The sequence below is a fragment of the Pseudomonas sp. 3-2 genome, from assembly GCF_019710535.1.
GTDB lineage: Bacteria > Pseudomonadota > Gammaproteobacteria > Pseudomonadales > Pseudomonadaceae > Aquipseudomonas > Aquipseudomonas pharyngis.
In genome coordinates, this window is record NZ_CP081200.1 from 976552 (window position 1) to 996826 (window position 20275).

A 20275-nucleotide genomic window follows, 5' to 3' on the forward strand; every position below is an offset into this window, starting at 1 on the left:
CACACCTCTATAAACAAGGCCGCTGAGCAATCAGCGGCCTTTTGCGTCAGGAGAATGATTCGTGACCAAGCGCTATGACAACTACATCAACGGTGAATGGGTCGCCGGTAACGATTACTCGGCGAACATCAACCCGTCCGAACTGAGCGACACCATCGGCGATTACGCCAAGGCTGACCTGGCTCAGGTCAACGCCGCCATCGACGCCGCGCGCGCCGCGTTCCCGGCGTGGTCGACCTCGGGCATTCAGGCCCGCCACGATTCGCTGGACAAAGTCGGCACCGAAATCCTCGCCCGCCGCGAAGAGCTCGGCACCCTGCTGGCCCGGGAAGAGGGCAAGACCCTGCCGGAAGCCATCGGCGAAGTGACCCGCGCCGGCAACATCTTCAAGTTCTTCGCTGGCGAGTGCCTGCGCCTGTCCGGCGACTACGTGCCGTCGGTGCGTCCGGGCGTCAACGTCGAAGTCACCCGCGAAGCCCTGGGTGTGGTCGGCCTGATCACCCCTTGGAACTTCCCGATTGCCATCCCGTCGTGGAAAATCGCCCCGGCCCTGGCCTACGGCAACTGCGTGGTGTTGAAGCCAGCGGATCTGGTGCCGGGTTGCGCCTGGGCCCTGGCCGAAATCATCTCCCGCGCAGGTTTCCCTGCCGGCGTGTTCAACCTGGTGATGGGCAGCGGCCGCGTGGTTGGCGAAGCTTTGGTCAACAGCCCGAAAGTCGACGGCATCAGCTTCACCGGCTCTGTCGGTGTGGGTCGGCAGATCGCGGTCAATTGCGTGTCGCGCCAGGCCAAGGTTCAGTTGGAGATGGGCGGCAAGAACCCGCAGATCATTCTCGACGACGCCGACCTCAAGCAGGCGGTCGAGCTGTCGGTGCAGAGCGCGTTCTACTCCACTGGCCAGCGTTGCACGGCTTCGAGTCGACTGATCGTCACTGCCGGGATTCATGACAAGTTCGTCGAAGCCATGGCCGAGCGCATGAAGTCGATCAAGGTTGGTCACGCGCTGAAGGCCGGCACCGATATCGGTCCGGTGGTTTCGCAAGCGCAGCTTGAACAGGACATGAAGTACATCGACATCGGTCAGTCCGAAGGTGCGCGTCTGGTCAGCGGCGGTGCTCTGGTGACCTGCGACACCGAGGGTTACTTCCTCGCGCCGACCCTGTTTGCCGACAGCGAAGCCTCGATGCGCATCAGCCGCGAAGAGATCTTCGGCCCGGTGGCCAACATCGTCCGCGTGGCCGATTACGAGGCAGCACTGGCCATGGCCAACGACACCGAATTCGGTTTGTCGGCGGGTATCGCCACCACGTCGCTGAAGTACGCCAACCACTTCAAGCGTCATTCCCAGGCCGGGATGGTGATGGTCAACCTGCCGACCGCCGGTGTCGATTATCACGTTCCGTTCGGTGGCCGTAAGGGTTCATCCTATGGCTCACGTGAGCAAGGCCGCTATGCGCAAGAGTTCTACACGGTCGTGAAGACCAGCTACATCGGTTCGTAAATCGCTGCACCCGCGCCGGGCCTTCGCCTGAGGCCCTGCGCGGCACAAGACCAAAGAATGTTTTACCCGCATAAAAATAATCAGTGGGAGTACATCTACATGCAATCGTCCAAGCCGACTCACGTCCGCTATTTGATCCTGCTCATGCTGTTTCTGGTGACCACGATCAACTACGCCGACCGCGCCACCATCGCGATCGCCGGTTCCAGTTTGCAAAAAGACCTCGGTATCGACGCGGTCACCCTCGGCTACATCTTCTCTGCTTTCGGTTGGGCCTACGTGGCCGGACAAATTCCCGGCGGCTGGCTGCTCGATCGCTTCGGCTCGAAAAAAGTCTATGCCCTGAGCATTTTCACCTGGTCGCTGTTCACCGTGCTGCAAGGCTTCGTCGGTGAATTCGGCATGTCCACGGCCATCGTCGCGCTGTTCATGCTGCGCTTCCTGGTGGGTCTGGCCGAGGCGCCATCGTTCCCCGGCAACGCACGCATCGTGGCGGCCTGGTTCCCGACCGCCGAGCGCGGCACCGCTTCGGCGATCTTCAACTCGGCGCAATACTTTGCCACCGTGTTGTTCGCGCCGCTGATGGGCTGGATCGTGTTCTCCTTTGGCTGGGAGCACGTGTTCATCGTCATGGGCCTGCTCGGCATCGTGTTCTCGCTGGTCTGGCTCAAGGTTATCCACAGCCCGCGCCAACACCCGATGGCCAACGAAGCGGAAGTGAAGTTCATCGCCGACAACGGCGGCATGGTCGACATGGACCAGAAACAAGGCAAAAAGGCTGACGGTCCAAAGTGGGATTACATCCGCCAGTTGCTGACCAATCGCATGATGCTCGGCGTTTACCTGGGCCAGTACTGCATCAACGGCATCACCTATTTCTTCCTGACCTGGTTCCCGGTGTACCTGGTGCAGGAACGCGGCATGACCATCCTCAAGGCCGGTTTCATCGCCTCGTTGCCGGCGATCTGCGGCTTTATCGGCGGCGTGCTCGGCGGGGTGATTTCCGATTACCTGCTGCGCAAGGGCCATTCGCTGACCTTCGCCCGCAAGGCGCCGATCATTGCCGGCCTGCTGGTTTCGAGCAGCATCGTGGCGTGCAACTATGTCGACGTTGAATGGATGGTGGTCGGCTTCATGGCCCTGGCATTCTTCGGCAAAGGCGTGGGGGCTCTGGGCTGGGCAGTGGTGTCCGACACTTCGCCGAAACAGATCGCCGGTCTGAGCGGTGGCCTGTTCAACACCTTCGGCAACATCGCCTCGATCACCACTCCGATCGTCATCGGTTACATCATCAGTTCCACCGGCTCGTTCAAATGGGCGCTGGTGTTCGTCGGTGCCAACGCACTCGTGGCGGTGTTCAGCTACCTGGTGATCGTCGGCCCGATCAAACGTGTGGTCCTTAAAGAGCCGCCAACCCAGGGCGGTTCCGAAGCCACCGGCAAATTGTCTCAAGCGCATTCCTGAGGAGCGGCGTCATGCAGTTGATTGAACATTCCGACTCGCCGCGCTACATCCGCCTGCACGAGCGGGACAACGTAGTGGTAGTGGTCAACGACCAGGGCGTGCCGGCCGGCACCGCATTTGCCGATGGCCTGGTGACGGTGGATTTCGTGCCGCAGAGTCACAAGGTCAGCCTCGTGGATATCCCCGAGGGCGGCACGGTGATTCGCTACGGCCAGATCATTGGCTACGCGTTGCAGCCGATTCCCCGTGGCAGTTGGGTCAGGGAAGATCAACTGCGCATGCCGACCGCGCCACCGCTGGACAGCCTGCCGCTGTCCACCGAAGTGCCGGACGCCCAGGCGCCCCTGGAAGGCTTCACGTTCGAGGGATATCGCAACGCCGACGGCACTGTAGGCACGCGCAACATCCTCGGGATCACCACCACCGTGCAATGCGTCACCGGGGTGCTCGATCACGCGGTGAAGCGGATCAAGGACGAACTGTTGCCCAAGTACCCGCACGTCGATGACGTGGTGGCGCTGACCCACAGTTACGGTTGCGGCGTGGCCATCACGGCGACCGACGCTTACATCCCGATCCGCACCGTGCGCAATCTGGCGCGCAACCCGAACCTCGGTGGCGAGGCGTTGGTGATCAGCCTGGGCTGCGAGAAATTGCAGGCCGGACAGGTGATGCACGAGGACGATGCCTCGGTGGATCTGAGCGAGCCGTGGCTGTATCGCTTGCAGGATTCCAGTCACGGTTTCACCGAGATGATCGAGCAGATCATGGAACTGGCCGAAGTGCGCCTGAAGAAACTCGACCAGCGCCGCCGGGAAACCGTGCCGGCGTCCGAGCTGATCCTGGGTATGCAGTGCGGCGGCAGTGATGCGTTTTCCGGCATCACCGCCAACCCGGCGCTGGGTTACGCCTCAGACTTGCTGCTGCGGGCGGGGGCGACGGTGATGTTTTCCGAAGTCACCGAAGTGCGTGATGCGATTTACCTGCTGACCTCTCGGGCGCAGAGCAAAACCGTTGCCGAGGAACTGGTGCGCGAGATGGACTGGTACGACCGCTATCTGGCCAAGGGCGAAGCGGATCGCAGCGCCAATACCACGCCGGGCAACAAGAAGGGCGGGTTGTCGAACATTGTCGAGAAGTCGTTGGGCTCGATCGTGAAGTCCGGCAGCAGCGCGATCAGCGGTGTGCTCGGCCCGGGTGAGCGCTTCAAGCAGAAGGGTTTGATCTTCTGTGCGACGCCGGCGAGTGATTTCGTCTGCGGTACGTTGCAACTGGCGGCGGGGATGAACCTGCACGTGTTCACCACCGGTCGTGGTACGCCTTATGGTCTGGCCATGGCGCCGGTGGTGAAGGTTTCGACTCGTACCGAACTGGCGCAGCGCTGGCCGGATCTGATCGACATCGATGCCGGGCGGATTGCTACTGGGCGCGCGAGCATCGAAGAATTGGGCTGGGAGTTGTTCCACTACTACCTGGATGTGGCGAGCGGCAAGCAGCAGACGTGGGCGGAGAAGCACAAGCTGCATAACGACATTACGTTGTTCAATCCGGCGCCGATTACTTGATCTGCTTGAGGGGTGTGGTGCCTGTACTGGCCATGCCCTCACCCCAACCCTCTCCCGGGGGGAGAGGGGGCTGACCGAGTTGTCTTTCGTTTTACATCGACCTGAAAAATCGAATTGATTATGGATTCGGCGACGTAGTTTCAGGTCGATAATTTTCTGGAGCATCCCCGGATCAGTCCCCTCTCCCTCCGGGAGAGGGTTAGGCGGGCGGCGCTCCGATGAGGGGCTTTTGAAGGTTTTGGCTTATCATTAGCCCCCTAACGACGCTCACCTCCAAGGCTCCCCGGCATGCTGGCTATTTTTCTTGAAACCCTGAACATCACCGCGCCGGTGTTTGCCATGCTGTTTCTCGGTGTGCTGCTCAAGCGCATCGACTGGATCAACGACAACTTTATCCACACCGCTTCGTCGCTGGTGTTCAACGTCACCATGCCGGCGCTGCTGTTTCTCGGCATCCTGCACGCCGACCTGCACGCCGCGCTGCAGCCGGCGCTGCTGATCTATTTTGCCCTCGCCACGCTGGTCAGTTTTGCCGTCGCCTGGGGCTGGGCGATTTTCCGTTGTCCGCGTGAAGATCGCGGCATCTACACCCAAGGCGCGTTTCGCGGCAACAACGGGGTGATCGGCCTGGCGCTGGCGGCGAGCATGTACGGTGACTACGGGATTTCCCTCGGCGCGATTCTCGCGGCGCTGGTGATCCTGTTCTACAACACCCTGTCGACCATCGTGCTGGCGGTCTACAGCCCGGTGATCAAGTCGGACCCGTGGAGCATCTGCAAAAGCGTGGTCAGCAATCCGCTGATCATCAGCGTGATCGCGGCGGCGCCGTTCGCTTATTTCAAGATCGGTCTGCCGGGGTGGCTGGAAACCTCCGGTCAGTACCTGGCACAGACCACGCTGCCGCTGGCACTGATCTGTATTGGCGGCACGCTGTCGCTGGCGGCGCTGCGCAAGAGCGGCAACATGGCGCTCAGTTCGAGTCTGGTGAAGATGGTCGGCCTGCCGGTGATCGCCACGCTGGGTGCATGGCTGTGGGGTTTTCGCGGGGCGGAGCTGGGGATTCTGTTTCTGTACTTCGGCAGCCCGACCGCCGCCGCCAGTTTTGTCATGGCCCGTGCGGCGCAGGGCAATCATGAACTGGCGGCGGCGATCATTGTGCTGACCACGCTGATGGCGGCGATCACCACCAACATCGGGATTTTCTTCCTGCAGTGGGGCGGGTGGATCTAGCCTGAGACCGGGCTTGCTCGCGAAGGGGACAGTGCTGTCACTCAGGCTTCTGGTAACTGTCGATCACTTCCTGCGCCGCGCGAAACGCATCGATCGCCGCCGGTACGCCCGCGTACACCGCGCAATGCAGCAGCGCTTCACGGATCTCATCGACCGTGCAGCCATTGTTCAACGCGCCGCGCACGTGGCCCTTCAATTCCTGCGGGCACTTCAACGCAGTCAGTGCAGCGAGGGTGATCAGGCTGCGGGTCTTCAGTGGCAAACCTTCGCGATTCCACACGCCGCCCCAGGCGTGTTCGTTGACGAAATCCTGCAGCGGTTGGGTGAACTCGGTGGCGTTGCCCAGCGCGCGGTCGACAAACGCGTCGCCCATTACCTGACGGCGGACTTCAACCCCGGATTTCTTCGATTCGGTCATGGCACATCCCTCTTGTGGTGTTGGCGGCGCCAGGCGCGCACGGACGTGAAAAACAGAAACGTCAGCAGCGTCGGCAGCACATAAAACAGCATCAATCGCTCGAGCTTGCCGGCCAGTGGCATGCCGGTGGTGAACGACACCACGTGCAGCCCGTACGCCAGATACAAACCCAGCAGCAGGAGACCTTCGGCGCGGGTCACGCGGTAGCCCGAATAGAACACCGGCAGGCACAGCAACGCGACGCCGAGCATTACCGGCAGGTCGAAATCCAGCGCATTGGGCGAGACCGACAGCGGTGTCGGCGCGATCAAAGCGGTGAAACCCAGCACCCCAAGCAGGTTGAACAGGTTGGCACCGATCACGTTGCCCACGGCGATGTCCCGCTGACCGCGCAGCGCGGCGATCAGCGAGGTGGCGAGTTCCGGCAGCGAAGTGCCGACCGCGACCACGGTCAGGCCAATCACCCGCTCGGAGAATCCCAGGTCAGTGGCGACGACCACGGCTGCACCCAGCAGCAAGTGCCCGGCAAACACCAGCATGACCAGACCGCCGACAATCATCAGCAGGCTGGTAAACCACGGGGCCTGCGGATCGTGGGGTTGATCGGAATGCGGGCGGGCCGAGTGCCGCGACTGGCGCAGCAATAATCCGAGATACAGGGCGAGGGCGCCGAGCAACAGAATGCCGTCGAAGCGCCCGAGCTCTTCATTCCATGCCAGCACGAACACCAGCAGGCTGGCACCGATCATCAGTGGAATGTCGAGGCGCACCAATTGCCGCGATACCCGCAGCGGAATGATCAGCGCCGACAGGCCGAGGGTGACGAGAATGTTGAAAATGCTGCTGCCGATCACGCTGCTGACGGCGATGTCCGGCGTGTGCGCCTGCACGGCTTGCAGGCTGACGGCCATTTGCGGGGCGCTGCTGCCGAGGGCGACGATGGTCAGGCCGATGATCAGCGGTCGTACATGCAGACGCGCGGCCAGGCGCACGGCGGCGCGCACCATCAGTTCGGCGCCGGCGATCAGCAGGAACAGCCCGCTGAGCAATTCGATCACGCTGATCAGCGGCAAGTCGGTCAGTCCGAAAATGGTGGACGCTCCATCAGTCGTCGAGGGCCTGCACCCGAACCCGGGCTGTTCCACTGCGCAGCATACCGAGCTGTTCGGCCGCCGCACGTGAAACATCGATCAGGCGGCCACGGGTGTGCGGGCCACGGTCGTTGATGCGGACCACGACGGATTCATCGTTTTTCAGGTTGGTGACCTTCACCCGAGTGCCGAACGGCAACTGGCGGTGGGCGGCGGTCAGGGAATTCTGGTTAAACGCTTCGCCGCTGGCGGTACGTTTACCGTGGTGTTTGGCTCCGTAATAGGAGGCGACGCCGGTCTGGTCGTAACCGTGCGGGTCGATGGTGTCGGTGCTGGCGCAACCGGCCAGCAAAGAGAGCAGGGCGCAGGCGCCGAGCAGACGTTTCATTCATAAGCTCCCAAGTGATCGTTCCCACGCTCCGGCGTGGGAATGCAACCCGTGACGCTCTGCGTCACACCGCAATGGACGCGGAGCGTCCGAGGCGGCATTCCCACGCAGAGCGTGGGAACGATCCTCAGGCGCGGGGCCATCGTCAGCCTTCGAGCTTGCTTTTCAGCAGTTCGTTCACTTGCTGCGGGTTGGCCTTGCCCTTGGAGGCTTTCATGGCCTGACCGACGAAGAAGCCGAACATCTTGCCGCGCTTGGCTTCGTCTGCCGCGCGGTATTGTTCGACCTGCTCGGCGTTGGCCGCGAGCATTTCGTCCAGCACCGCCGAGATTGCGCCGGTGTCGGTAACCTGCTTCAGGCCGCGCTTTTCGATGATCTCGTCTGCGCTGCCTTCGCCGTTGGCCATCGCTTCGAACACCACCTTGGCGATCTTGCCGGAGATGGTGTTGTCCTTGATGCGCTGCAGCATGCCGCCCAGTTGCTCGGCGGAAACCGGCGAATCCTCGATGTCCAGGTTCTGCTTGTTGAGCAGGCTGCCCAACTCGACCATCACCCAGTTCGCCGCCAGTTTGGCGTCGCCGCCGATGCTCGCGACTTTCTCGAAGTAGTCCGCCTGCTCACGGCTGGTGGCCAACACGTTGGCGTCGTAGGCCGACAGACCGAAGGCACTCTGGAAGCGCTCGCGTTTCTGCGGTGGCAGCTCCGGCAGGGTGGCGCGCACGTCGTTGAGGAACGAATCCTCGATGACCACCGGCAGCAGGTCCGGATCGGGGAAGTAACGGTAGTCGTTGGCTTCCTCTTTGCTGCGCATCGGACGGGTTTCGTCCTTGTTCGGATCGTACAGACGGGTCTGCTGGATCACTTTGCCGCCGTCTTCGATCAGGTCGATCTGACGCTGGATCTCGGAGTTGATCGCCTTCTCGATGAAGCGGAACGAGTTGACGTTCTTGATCTCGCAGCGGGTGCCGAACTCGACCTGGCCTTTCGGACGTACCGACACGTTGCAGTCGCAACGCAGCGAGCCCTCGGCCATGTTGCCGTCGCAGATGCCCAGGTAACGCACCAGCGCGTGGATCGCCTTGACGTAGGCCACTGCTTCCTTGGCGCTACGCATGTCCGGCTCGGACACGATTTCCAGCAGCGGCGTGCCGGCACGGTTCAGGTCGATGCCGGTGGCACCGCTGAATTCTTCGTGCAGGCTCTTGCCGGCGTCTTCTTCCAGGTGCGCACGGGTGATACCGACGCGTTTGACCGTGCCGTCTTCCAGGGCAATGTCCAGGTGGCCCTTGCCGACGATCGGCAACTCCATCTGGCTGATCTGGTAGCCCTTCGGCAGGTCCGGGTAGAAGTAGTTCTTGCGGGCGAACACGTTGTGCTGACCGATCTCGGCGTCAATCGCCAGACCGAACATCACCGCCATGCGCACCGCTTCCTGGTTGAGCACCGGCAGCACGCCGGGCATGCCCAGGTCGATCAGGCTGGCCTGGGTGTTCGGCTCGGAACCGAACTGGGTGGAACTACCGGAAAAGATTTTCGACCGGGTGGTGAGCTGGGTGTGAATCTCCAGACCGATCACGACTTCCCATTGCATGTGTGTCTCCTCAGAAGCCGGTTGGGGTGCGAGTGTGCCAGTCAGTGTTCAACTGATACTGGTGCGCAACGTTGAGCAAACGGCCTTCCTGGAAATACGGCGCGAGCAGTTGCACGCCAACCGGCAGACCGTCGACAAAACCGGCCGGCATCGACAGACCCGGCAGGCCCGCGAGGTTGGCGGTGATGGTGTAGACGTCTTCCAGGTAGGCAGCGACCGGGTCGCTGTTCTTGGCGCCGAGTTTCCAGGCCGGGTTTGGCGTGGTCGGGCCGAGGATGATGTCGACTTCATTAAATGCGGTCATGAAGTCGTTCTTCACCAGGCGACGGATCTTCTGGGCTTTGAGGTAGTAGGCATCGTAGTAACCGGCGGACAGCGCGTAGGCACCGACCATGATCCGGCGCTGTACTTCGGGCCCGAAACCTTCGCCACGGGAGCGCTTGTACAGGTCTTCCAGGTTCTTCGGGTCTGCGCAGCGGTGGCCGAAGCGCACGCCGTCGAAACGCGACAGGTTGGAGGAGGCTTCTGCCGGGGCGATCACGTAGTACGCAGGAATCGCGTGCTGCATGTTCGGCAGGCTGATTTCCTTGATCACGGCACCGAGCTTCTGCAGCTCTTTGATGCTGTTCTGGATCAGGTCGGCGATGCGCGGGTCGAGACCTGCACCGAAGTATTCCTTCGGCACACCGATGCGCAGGCCTTGCAGCGAACCGTTAAGACCAGCGGCGTAGTCTGGCACTGGCTCATCGATGCTGGTGGAGTCGTTCGGATCGAAGCCGGCCATACCTTGCAACAAAATCGCGCAGTCTTCGGCGGTGCGAGCCAGAGGGCCGCCCTGATCGAGGCTGGAGGCGTAGGCGATCATGCCCCAGCGCGAAACGCGACCGTAGGTCGGTTTCAGGCCGGTGAGGTTGGTGAATGCAGCTGGCTGACGGATCGAACCGCCGGTGTCGGTGGCCGTTGCGGCAGGCAACAGACGAGCGGCAACCGCCGCCGCCGAACCACCGGACGAACCGCCCGGTACGTGTTCCAGGTTCCACGGGTTTTTCACCGCGCCGTACCAACTCGACTCGTTGGCCGAGCCCATGGCGAATTCGTCCATGTTGGTCTTGCCCAGAGTCACGGTGCCGGCGGCGGCCAGCTCCGACACCACGGTGGCGTCGTACGGAGCCTTGAAGTTGTCGAGCATCTTCGAGCCGCAGCTGGTGCGGATGCCCTGGGTGCAGAACAGGTCTTTGTGGGCGATCGGCGCACCCAGCAGAGCGCCGCTCTCACCATTGGCCCGGCGCACGTCGGCGGCTTTCGCCTGCTCGAGGGCCAGCTCTTCGGTGAGGCTGATGAAACTGTTGAGCTGCGGATCGAGCTGGGTAATGCGCGCCAGCAGGACTTTGGTCAGCTCTTCGGAAGAAAACTTTTTATCGGCGAGACCGCGGGCGATCTCGGCCAGAGTCAATTGATGCATTGCAGGCTCTTTCCCTTTAGTCGATGACTTTCGGAACCAGGTACAGGCCGTTTTCGACCGCTGGTGCGATGGACTGATAAGCCTCGCGGTTATTGCTTTCGGTCACGACGTCGGCGCGCAGGCGCTGACTGGCTTCCAGCGGGTGGGCCAGCGGCTCGATACCGTCGGTATTGACCGCCTGCATTTCGTCGACCAGCCCGAGAATGCTGTTGAGGGCCGAAGTGATGTGTGGAAGATCGGCGTCATTAAGGCCAAGGCTGGCCAGATGAGCGATTTTTTCCACGTCGGAGCGTTCTAGCGCCATCGGGTTTCTCCAGTGGAAAACAGGACGGACGGCGTCCGTGTGTTAGATTGTCGGAACACTACCGCACTTCTACGGTCATAAGGCCGCGATTGTGGGGCTTGGTGCACAGAAAAGCGGCCAATTTAACATATTGGCGCCTTGCCCAAAATCCCTGTCGTTGTTAGAGTTTGCCGCACTTTTTTACCCACGCGTTGCCTAGGGTCCCTTTCCCATGTTCAAGAAACTGCGTGGCATGTTTTCCAGCGATCTTTCCATTGACCTGGGCACTGCCAACACCCTTATTTACGTGCGCGAGCGCGGTATCGTCCTGAATGAGCCATCGGTTGTGGCCATTCGGACACACGGTAACCAGAAAAGTGTCGTCGCTGTCGGCACCGAGGCCAAGCGCATGCTCGGCCGTACGCCGGGCAACATTGCTGCCATTCGTCCGATGAAGGATGGCGTGATTGCCGACTTCAGCGTCTGCGAAAAGATGCTGCAATACTTTATCAACAAGGTTCACGAAAACAGCTTTCTGCAGCCCAGCCCTCGTGTGCTGATCTGCGTTCCATGCAAGTCCACCCAGGTTGAGCGTCGTGCCATCCGTGAATCGGCCCTTGGTGCCGGTGCCCGTGAAGTGTTCCTGATCGAAGAGCCGATGGCCGCTGCGATCGGTGCCGGCCTGCCGGTTGAAGAAGCTCGCGGTTCGATGGTCGTGGATATCGGTGGTGGTACCACCGAAATCGCGCTGATCTCCCTGAACGGTGTGGTCTATGCCGAATCCGTACGCGTTGGCGGCGACCGCTTCGACGAAGCGATCATCACCTACGTGCGCCGCAACTACGGCAGCCTGATCGGCGAATCCACCGCCGAGCGCATCAAGCAGGAAATCGGTACGGCCTACCCGGGCGGCGAAGTTCGCGAAGTCGACGTTCGCGGTCGCAACCTGGCCGAAGGCGTTCCACGCGCATTCACCCTGAACTCCAACGAAGTGCTGGAAGCCCTGCAAGAGTCCCTGGCAACCATCGTTCAGGCCGTGAAAAGCGCCCTGGAGCAATCGCCGCCGGAACTGGCTTCCGACATCGCCGAGCGAGGCCTGGTGCTGACCGGTGGTGGCGCGCTGCTGCGTGACCTCGACAAGCTGCTGGCCCAGGAAACCGGTCTGCCGGTGATCGTTGCCGAAGATCCGCTGACCTGCGTCGCTCGCGGTGGTGGCCGTGCACTGGAAATGATGGACAAGCACACCATGGACCTGCTCTCCAGCGAATAATCGCCGGGTGCAATACGTGGGTGAGCGCACAGGCAGCACTTTGCAGTGCTGCCTGTTGGCGTTTATCTTCTGTCAGTCTTCATCCAGGCCGGTTTGATGCCGTATGAATAAACAGAACATTTGCCTGGGAGGAGCGGCTTATTAAACCGCTTTTCGCCAAGGGCCCCTCACTGGGCGTGCGCTTGTTGGTGTTGGCCGTGCTGTCGGTCGCGCTGATGGTCGTTGATGCGCGCTTCAGTCTGCTTAAACCCGTACGCAGCCAGGCCTCGCTGGTGCTGATGGATGCCTACTGGATTACCGACCTGCCCGGACGGTTGTGGGAAGGGATCGCCAGCCAGTTCGGCAGTCGCACCGAGCTCGTCGCCGAAAATGAAAAACTCAAGTCGGAGAACCTGCTGTTGCAGGGTCGCATGCAGAAGCTTGCCGCCCTCACCGAGCAGAACGTCCGTCTGCGCGAGTTGCTCAATTCCTCCGCGCTGGTCAACGAGAAGGTCGAAGTGGCCGAGCTGATCGGCATGGACCCCAACCCCTTCACCCATCGCATCATCATCAATAAAGGTGAGCGTGATGGCGTGGTGCTCGGTCAGCCGGTGCTCGATGCTCGCGGCCTGATGGGGCAGGTGGTCGAACTGATGCCGTACACCTCCCGTGTGCTGCTGCTGACCGACTCCACCCACAGCATTCCTGTGCAGGTGAACCGTAATGGTCTGCGGGCGATCGCCAGCGGCACCGGTAACCCTGAGCGTCTGGAGTTGCGCCACGTGGCGGACACCGCCGATATCAAGGAAGGTGATCTGCTGGTCAGTTCGGGCCTCGGTCAGCGTTTCCCGGCCGGTTATCCGGTGGCGACGGTCAAGGAAGTGATCCACGATTCCGGCCAGCCATTCGCCATTGTTCGCGCCGTGCCGACCGCCGCATTGAACCGCAGCCGCTACCTGCTGCTGGTATTCAGTGACAACCGCACCGCCGAAGAACGTGCCAACGATGCCGCGCAGGCTCAGGAAAACCTCGATGCCTTTGGTGGCGGTCCGGTGGTTCCGGCCACGGTGCCGAAAATCGTCACCCCGCCTGCCGCAGCCGCAGCCGCAACCCCTGCCACGACGACAGCGCCGGCTACGCCTGCCGCCGGCACCACGCCGGCCAAACCCGCTGCGAGCAAACCGCCTGCAGCTACACCCGCGGTCAGCAAGCCACCGGCCAATCAGCCCGCTGCTCGACCAGCGGCCAAGCCGCCTGTCACTGCGCCGGCGACCACCGGGAGGCAAGAATAATGGTCGGAGCTACCGCATCGCGTAACGGCTGGATCGTCTGGCTGACGTTTATCGTCGGCATACTGCTCAGCGTGTCGCCATTGCCGATTTTCATGGAAATCCTGCGCCCGCTGTGGCTGGCCTTGCTCCTGACTTTCTGGGCTTTGTACCTGCCGCATACGGTCGGCATGGTCACGGCGTTCTGCCTGGGGCTGGCCGAAGACGTGCTGCAAGGCGATCTGCTCGGTCAGAATGCATTGATCCTGACCCTGATCACGTTCCTGGTGCTGTCGTTGCAACAACGCTTGCGAATGTTCCCGATGTGGCAGCAGAGCCTGGTGATTCTGGTGATCTTCGGCCTCGCCCAGCTCGTACAGCTTTGGCTCAGTGCCTTGACCGGCAACCGTCAGCCGACCCTCGCACTGGTCCTGCCGGCACTGGTCAGTGCCTTGCTCTGGCCATGGGTCAGCTTCGCTTTGCGTGGATTGCGCCGGCGCTACAAAATCAACTGATTCGGTCAGGCATTTGCCCGTACCAGTGCCTTGCCTCGCAAATGAAGTTCTTTTTGGGCGAGCGGCTGTTGTTGCCAGACAAGGCGCCGTGACGAGTCATAGCGTGCTATGGCGAGGAACGGCAACGCAGTATGGCAACAACAGACGCCGACCAAAGGGAACAGCATTTGTGAGGCAGGGCACCAAACAGGGAGATGTCTTGATGAAAAAGCTTTACCTCGCCTCAGGATCGCCGCGTCGGCGTGAGTTGCTCACGCAGATCGGCATCCCGTTTACCGCCATCAGCGCGGACATCGATGAAACCCCTCTCGCCAATGAATCCCCATCGGCCTACGTCGAGCGCCTGGCGCGCGGCAAGGCCGAGGCCGGGCGGCGCACCGTCGTTTGCGACTTAGCGTTTTGCGTACTGGGCGCCGACACCGCCGTGGTGCTGGACGGCAAAATTCTTGGCAAACCGGTGGACGAAGCCGATGCATGCGCCATGCTGATGATGTTGTCCAGCAAGGAGCATGAAGTGCTGACGGCGATTGCCGTGCTCGACGGCCAGCGCTGCGAGTCGCGGGTGGTGCGCAGTCGGGTGCGGTTCCGTTCGATCAGTCGCGAAGAAGCCGCCGCCTACTGGGCCAGCGGCGAACCCCGGGACAAGGCGGGTGGCTACGGCATTCAGGGGCTTGGCGCGGTGTTCGTCGCCGGCCTCAATGGCAGTTACTCGGCGGTCGTCGGCTTGCCGGTGTGCGAAAGCGCAGAACTGCTCGGCCATTTCGGCATACCCTGTTGGCAAACCCTGAACGCGCAATAAGCGTCGAACGGACCAGATGCGGCCATTATCGTGAACATGCCTGAACGAGACCCTGCCATGAGTGAAGAGATTCTGATCAACATCACGCCGATGGAATCGCGCGTGGCGGTGGTCGAAAACGGTGTGCTGCAAGAAGTGCACGTCGAGCGTACGCAAAAGCGCGGGATCGTCGGCAACATCTATAAAGGCAAGGTGGTGCGGGTTCTGCCGGGCATGCAGGCGGCTTTCGTCGACATCGGCCTGGATCGCGCGGCCTTCATTCACGCCTCGGAAATTTCCCTGCGCGAAGGTCCTGCGGTGGAAAGCATCAGTGCGCTTGTACACGAAGGCCAGAGCCTGGTGGTGCAAGTCACCAAGGATCCGATCGGTTCCAAAGGTGCGCGGCTGACCACGCAACTGTCGATCCCGTCGCGTTATCTCGTGTACATGCCGCGCACCGCCCACGTCGGCATTTCCCTGAAGATCGAAGACGAAGCCGAGCGCGAACGCCTCAAGCAGGTGGTCAGCGATTGCGTGGCCAAAGAAGGCATCAAGGAGGCTGGCGGCTTCATTTTGCGTACCGCCGCCGAAGGTGCCGGGGCCGATGAGATCCTGATGGACATCCGCTACTTGCGCCGCTTGTGGGATCAGATCAACGAGCAGATCAAGACCATCGGCGCACCGAGTGTTATCTACGAAGACCTCGGCCTGGCGCTGCGCACCCTGCGCGACCTGGTCAGCCCGAAGATCGAGAAGATCCGCATCGATTCCCGGGAAACCTTCCAGAAAACCACGCAGTTCGTCGCCGAACTGATGCCGGAAATCGCCGATCGTCTGGAACACTACCCGGGTGAACGGCCGATCTTCGACCTGTACGGCGTCGAAGACGAAATCCAGAAAGCCCTGGAACGGAAGGTGCCGCTGAAGTCCGGCGGTTATCTGGTCATCGATCCAGCGGAAGCCATGACCACCATCGACGTGAACACCGGGGCGTTCGTCGGTCATCGCAATCTTGAAGAAACCATCTTCAAGACCAACCTCGAAGCCGCGACCGCGATTGCCCGGCAGATGCGCCTGCGCAATCTGGGCGGGATTATCATCATCGACTTTATCGACATGGAAGACGAAGAGCACCAGCGCCAGGTGCTGCGTACCCTGGAGAAACAGCTGGAGCGCGATCACGCCAAGACCAACATCATCGGCATTACCGAGTTGGGCCTGGTGCAGATGACGCGCAAGCGCACCCGCGAAAGCCTCGAGCAAGTGTTGTGCGAACCGTGCAGCAGCTGTCAGGGCCGGGGCAAGCTGAAAACTCCGGAAACCATTTGCTACGAGATTTTCCGCGAGATCCTGCGTGAAGCCCGGGCCTATCAGGCCGAGGGTTATCGGGTGCTGGCGAACCAGAAAGTCGTCGACCGGCTGCTCGATGAAGAGTCCGGTAACGTGGCCGAACTTGAAGGTTTCATCGGGCGCACCATACGCTTTCAGGTCGAAACCATGTATTCCCAGGAACAATATGACGTGGTGCTGCTCTGAACCCCTGCATCACCTTTTTCCTGAAACGGCTGGCCTCAGCTTTTTGCAGTATTTTTGCCATGGGAGCCAACTGACATGGAACGTCTGACACGCATTTTGGCCGCACTGACCCGCTGGGGTCTGGGCCTGTGCGCGTTGGTTCTGGTATTGATGGCGTTGTACGTCAGTCTCGGCCGGGAACTCACGCCACTGGTGGCCGAATACCGCGCCGATATCGAAGACAAGGCCAGTGCCGCCCTGGGCATGCCGCTGCAGATCGGCGAGCTGGAAGGCAACTGGAGCGGGTTTGCCCCGATCCTGCTGGCCCACGACGTGATGGTCGGCAGCGGCGCCAACGCCTTGCGCCTGGATCGGGTGCGCGCGGTGCCGGATCTTTGGGCCAGTTTGCTCGCCCGGGAAGTACGCATCGCGCATCTTGAACTCAACGGTCTGAAGATCAGCCTCAAGGAAGGCGAAGACGGAAAGTGGGCGCTGGAAGGCTTGCCGGTGCAGCAGGACCAGCCCATGGATCCCGAGCAACTGTTCAACCGCATGCAAATGATTCAGCAACTGTCGGTGCTCGACAGTCAGGTGACGTTGCAGCCGCTGGAGCAGGCGCCGCTGACCCTCACTTATGTCGGCCTCAATCTAAAGACCGGTTCCAGCCGCCAACGCCTCGATGCGCGCCTGACCCTGCCTGACGGTCAGCCTGTGGCGCTGAGCCTGCGCACACGACTTCGTCCGAATCAGTGGCAGAACAGCGAAGTGGACGGTTATGCCAGCCTGCCGCAGAGCGACTGGTCGAAGTGGCTGCCTGAGCGCCTGACCCAACAATGGAATTTCTCCGAGATCAAGGCCGGTGGCGAGCTGTGGGTCAACTGGCGAGAGGGGGCTTTGCAGAGCGCGGCGATCCGTCTCAATGCGCCGCAACTGACCGGCGCCTACGCTGAACGCAAGCCGATCCAGATCAACAATCTGGCGCTCAATGGCTATTTCCAGCGCGGTTCCGAGGGAGCCATTGTCACACTTGATTCGCTGGCGATGAATTTCGGCGAAACCCGTTGGGAATCCCATGTCCAGATCAAACAGACTGCCGCCACCGACAAGAACGAAGAACTCTGGCATCTGCAGGCTGACCGGCTCGACCTGACGCCGATCACACCTTTGCTCAATGCCCTCGGACCTTTGCCCCAAGGCGTCGCCACCGTGGTCGAGCGCCTGAAAGTAACCGGCGGTCTGCGTAACGTGCTGCTGGATTTCCGGCCGAACGCCACCGACGACAGCAAATTCAGCTTCGCCGCCAACCTCGATCAAGTCGGCTTCGACGCCTACCACGGCGCGCCGGCGGCACGGAATGTCAGCGGCAGTCTTACCGGCAATCTCGGTGGCGGCGAGCTGCGCATGGACAGCAAGGACTTCGTCCTGCACCTCGATCCGATCTTCGCCAAGCCATGGCAATACATTCAGGCCAACGCCCGGTTGACCTGGAAGCTCGATAAAGAAGGTTTCACCCTGATCGCGCCGTACCTGAAGGTGCTCGGCGAGGAAGGCAAGATCGCCGGCGACTTCCTGATCCGCCTGCACTTCGACCACAGCCAGGAAGACTACATGGATCTGCGGGTCGGTCTGGTGGATGGCGACGGTCGCTACACCGCCAAGTACCTGCCGCAAGTCCTGAGCCCGGCCCTCGATGAATGGCTGCGTACGGCGATTCTCAAGGGCGCGGTGGATCAGGGTTTCTTCCAGTATCAGGGTTCGCTGAACAAGAACGCCGGGGAAGCGGATCGCAGCATCAGTCTGTTCTTCAAGGTGCACGACGCCGAACTGGCGTTCCAGCCAGGCTGGCCGCACGTGAGCAAGGTCAACGGTGATGTGTTCATCGAAGACAGCGGCGTGCGGATTCTGGCCAGCAAGGGTCAGTTGCTCGACACCCAGGTCAGCGATGTCTTCGTCAATATTCCCCATGTGCCGAGCGGCGAGCACAGCCACATGTTCCTCGACGGCAGCTTTGCCGGCGGGCTGGGCGATGGCTTGAAGATTCTTCAGGAGGCGCCGATCGGCACCGCCGATACTTTTGCCGGCTGGGAAGGCGAGGGTGACCTGCAAGGCAAACTCAAACTCGATGTGCCGTTGGCCAAGGGTGATCAGCCGAAAATCCTCGTCGACTTCAAAACCGCCAATGCGCGCTTGAAGCTGGCGGAGCCGAAGCTCGAACTGAGCCAGCTCAAGGGCGACTTCCGCTTCGACAGCGCCAAGGGGCTGAGCGGGCAGAACATCAGTGCCCGGGCCTTTGACAAACCGGTGACCGCGCAAATCTTCGCCGACGGCGCCCCCGGCAAACTCAAGACCCGGGTCGCGGCGTCAGGGCAGGTCGAGGTCAAGAAACTCACTGACTGGCTGGGCGTGACTCAACCGTTGCCGGTGTCCGGGACGATTCCTTACCAGTTACAAGTGAATCTGGCCGGCGCCGACAGCCAATTGATGGTCAGTTCCAGCATGAAGGGTGTGGCGGTGGATCTGCCGGCGCCGTTCGGCATGGCCGCCGATGTCGGGCGTGACACGGTGTTCCGCATGACCTTGCAGGGGCAGGAGCGGCGTTACTGGGTCAATTACGATCAACTGGCCAATTTCACCTTCGCCGCGCCACCAAGCAATTTCGCCGATGGCCGTGGCGAATTGTTCCTCGGCGCGGGTGAAGCGGTGTTGCCGGGCAACAAAGGCTTGCGGATACGCGGCGTGTTGTCCGAGCTGGACGTCAAACCTTGGCAGGATCTGCTGGACAAGTACGCCGGCCAGGATCCGGGCGGCAACGCCAAGCAGTTGCTCAGCAGCGCGGACTTCAAGATCGGCAAACTCACCGCCTTCGGCACCACCCTGGATCAGGCAGCCGTGCAGGTGAATCGCAAGCCCGGTGCCTGGGCGCTGGCCCTCGACAGCCAGCAGGCCAAAGGCACGGCGGGCATTCCTGACGCCAAGGGCGCGCCGATTGCGGTGAACCTGCAATACGTGCGATTGCCAGCGCCGGACCCGACGGTGCAGGCCGACGAAAACGCGCCGGATCCACTGGCCTCGGTCGATCCAAGCAAGATTCCGGCGCTGGATATCACCATCAATCAATTGTTCCAGGGCCAGGACCTGGTCGGTGGCTGGTCACTCAAGATTCGGCCGACCGGCAAGGGCATCGCCCTGAACAACCTCGATCTGGGCCTCAAGGGCATCCTCCTGCAGGGCAGCGGCGGCTGGGAAGGAACCCCCGGTGCCACGACCAGTTGGTACAAGGGCCGGATCGGCGGCAAGAACCTCGCCGATGTGCTCAAGGGCTGGGGTTTTGCGCCGAGCGTGACCAGCGAAGAATTCCACATGGATGTCGATGGCCGCTGGCCGGGCTCGCCGGCGTGGCTGGCGACCAAGCGTTTCTCCGGCACCCTCGATGCGTCCCTCAACAAAGGCCAGTTTGTTGAAGTGGAGGGCGGCGCTCAGGCATTGCGCGTGTTCGGCCTGCTCAACTTCAACTCGATTGGCCGGCGTTTGCGTCTCGACTTCTCCGACCTGTTCGGCAAAGGCTTGAGCTATGACCGGGTCAAGGGTTTGCTGGTGGCGACCAATGGCGTTTATGTGACGAAAGAGCCAATCAAGTTGACCGGCCCCTCGAGCAACCTGGAACTGGACGGCACGCTGGATCTGGTGGGCGACAAGGTAGATGCCAAATTGCTGGTGACTTTGCCTGTGACCAACAACCTGCCGATTGCCGCGCTGATTGTCGGCGCGCCGGCCGTCGGCGGTGCGTTGTTCCTGATCGACAAGCTGATCGGCGATCGCGTGGCGCGGTTCGCCAGCGTCAAATACACCGTCAAAGGCCCGTGGAAAGAGCCGAAAATCACCTTCGACAAGCCTTTTTGAACAGCCAGCCCCTGAACCGATGGAGTAGCATGGCCGCATACCTCTTGCGGAGTGCGC

At 61.5% G+C, this 20275-nt stretch carries 16 protein-coding genes; 10 read left to right on the top strand and 6 right to left on the bottom strand.

Annotated elements, in window-relative coordinates; genetic code table 11:
* Positions 1–61: 61 nt before the first annotated feature.
* The 4 genes from K3819_RS04260 (at position 62) to K3819_RS04275 (ending at position 5760) form a co-directional block, all read left to right on the top strand.
* Entirely contained in the window at positions 62–1501 is a 1440-nt protein-coding gene (locus tag K3819_RS04260) for an aldehyde dehydrogenase family protein (RefSeq protein ID WP_039769256.1), read from the top strand.
* 99 nt (positions 1502–1600) lie between these two features.
* Entirely contained in the window at positions 1601–2965 is a 1365-nt protein-coding gene (locus K3819_RS04265; protein ID WP_039769701.1) for an MFS transporter, read from the top strand.
* An 11-nt stretch (positions 2966–2976) separates the two neighbouring features.
* A complete protein-coding gene (gene garD, locus K3819_RS04270) occupies positions 2977–4530 on the top strand; it encodes a galactarate dehydratase (protein WP_064593380.1) in 1554 nt (517 codons plus the stop codon).
* Positions 4531–4818: 288 nt separating this feature from the next.
* Positions 4819–5760, top strand: coding sequence for an AEC family transporter (locus K3819_RS04275; protein WP_007953620.1), 942 nt, complete (start codon positions 4819–4821; stop codon positions 5758–5760).
* Between the two features lie 37 nt (positions 5761–5797).
* Here the strand turns inward: K3819_RS04275 and K3819_RS04280 are convergent, their stop codons facing one another.
* The 6 genes from K3819_RS04280 to gatC all read right to left on the bottom strand — a co-directional run bounded on the left by K3819_RS04280 (position 5798) and on the right by gatC (position 11014).
* The gene (locus tag K3819_RS04280) at positions 5798–6178 is read right to left on the bottom strand and encodes a carboxymuconolactone decarboxylase family protein (RefSeq protein WP_011332452.1); all 381 of its coding nucleotides are present in this window, start codon (positions 6176–6178) and stop codon (positions 5798–5800) included.
* Positions 6175–7236, bottom strand: a complete 1062-nt coding sequence (locus K3819_RS04285; protein WP_221399658.1) for a calcium/sodium antiporter — start codon at positions 7234–7236, stop codon at positions 6175–6177. The genes K3819_RS04280 and K3819_RS04285 overlap by 4 nt, the downstream gene beginning before the upstream one ends.
* A gap of 46 nt (positions 7237–7282) precedes the next feature.
* Entirely contained in the window at positions 7283–7657 is a 375-nt protein-coding gene (locus K3819_RS04290; RefSeq protein ID WP_039769262.1) for a septal ring lytic transglycosylase RlpA family protein, read from the bottom strand.
* Between the two features lie 145 nt (positions 7658–7802).
* Complete coding sequence (gene gatB, locus K3819_RS04295) at positions 7803–9248, bottom strand: Asp-tRNA(Asn)/Glu-tRNA(Gln) amidotransferase subunit GatB (protein WP_039769265.1); 1446 nt, start codon at positions 9246–9248, stop codon at positions 7803–7805.
* A 10-nt stretch (positions 9249–9258) separates the two neighbouring features.
* Positions 9259–10710 (bottom strand): Asp-tRNA(Asn)/Glu-tRNA(Gln) amidotransferase subunit GatA, encoded by a 1452-nt coding sequence (gene gatA, locus K3819_RS04300; protein WP_221398707.1) that lies wholly within the window; start codon positions 10708–10710, stop codon positions 9259–9261.
* Between the two features lie 16 nt (positions 10711–10726).
* Positions 10727–11014: an Asp-tRNA(Asn)/Glu-tRNA(Gln) amidotransferase subunit GatC gene (gene gatC / locus K3819_RS04305; protein WP_007953612.1), complete on the bottom strand. Its 288-nt coding sequence runs from the start codon at positions 11012–11014 to the stop codon at positions 10727–10729.
* A gap of 211 nt (positions 11015–11225) precedes the next feature.
* Between gatC and mreB the strand changes: the two genes are divergently transcribed.
* The 6 genes from mreB to K3819_RS04335 all read left to right on the top strand — a co-directional run bounded on the left by mreB (position 11226) and on the right by K3819_RS04335 (position 20218).
* Complete coding sequence (mreB, locus tag K3819_RS04310) at positions 11226–12263, top strand: rod shape-determining protein MreB (protein WP_002555108.1); 1038 nt, start codon at positions 11226–11228, stop codon at positions 12261–12263.
* Positions 12264–12439: 176 nt separating this feature from the next.
* Positions 12440–13534 (top strand): rod shape-determining protein MreC, encoded by a 1095-nt coding sequence (gene mreC / locus K3819_RS04315; protein WP_260329030.1) that lies wholly within the window; start codon positions 12440–12442, stop codon positions 13532–13534.
* On the top strand, positions 13534–14025 hold the full coding sequence (gene mreD / locus K3819_RS04320) for a rod shape-determining protein MreD (RefSeq protein ID WP_064593386.1): 492 nt from the start codon (positions 13534–13536) through the stop codon (positions 14023–14025). The genes mreC and mreD overlap by 1 nt, the downstream gene beginning before the upstream one ends.
* A 202-nt stretch (positions 14026–14227) precedes the next feature.
* Entirely contained in the window at positions 14228–14824 is a 597-nt protein-coding gene (locus K3819_RS04325) for a nucleoside triphosphate pyrophosphatase (protein ID WP_085647684.1), read from the top strand.
* A 57-nt stretch (positions 14825–14881) separates the two neighbouring features.
* Positions 14882–16339 carry a ribonuclease G gene (gene rng, locus K3819_RS04330; RefSeq protein ID WP_007953605.1) on the top strand — a complete coding sequence of 486 codons (1458 nt, stop codon included), beginning with the start codon at positions 14882–14884 and terminating at the stop codon, positions 16337–16339.
* Between the two features lie 75 nt (positions 16340–16414).
* On the top strand, positions 16415–20218 hold the full coding sequence (locus K3819_RS04335; RefSeq protein ID WP_221398708.1) for a YhdP family protein: 3804 nt from the start codon (positions 16415–16417) through the stop codon (positions 20216–20218).
* The last annotated feature ends 57 nt before the right edge of the window (positions 20219–20275 follow it).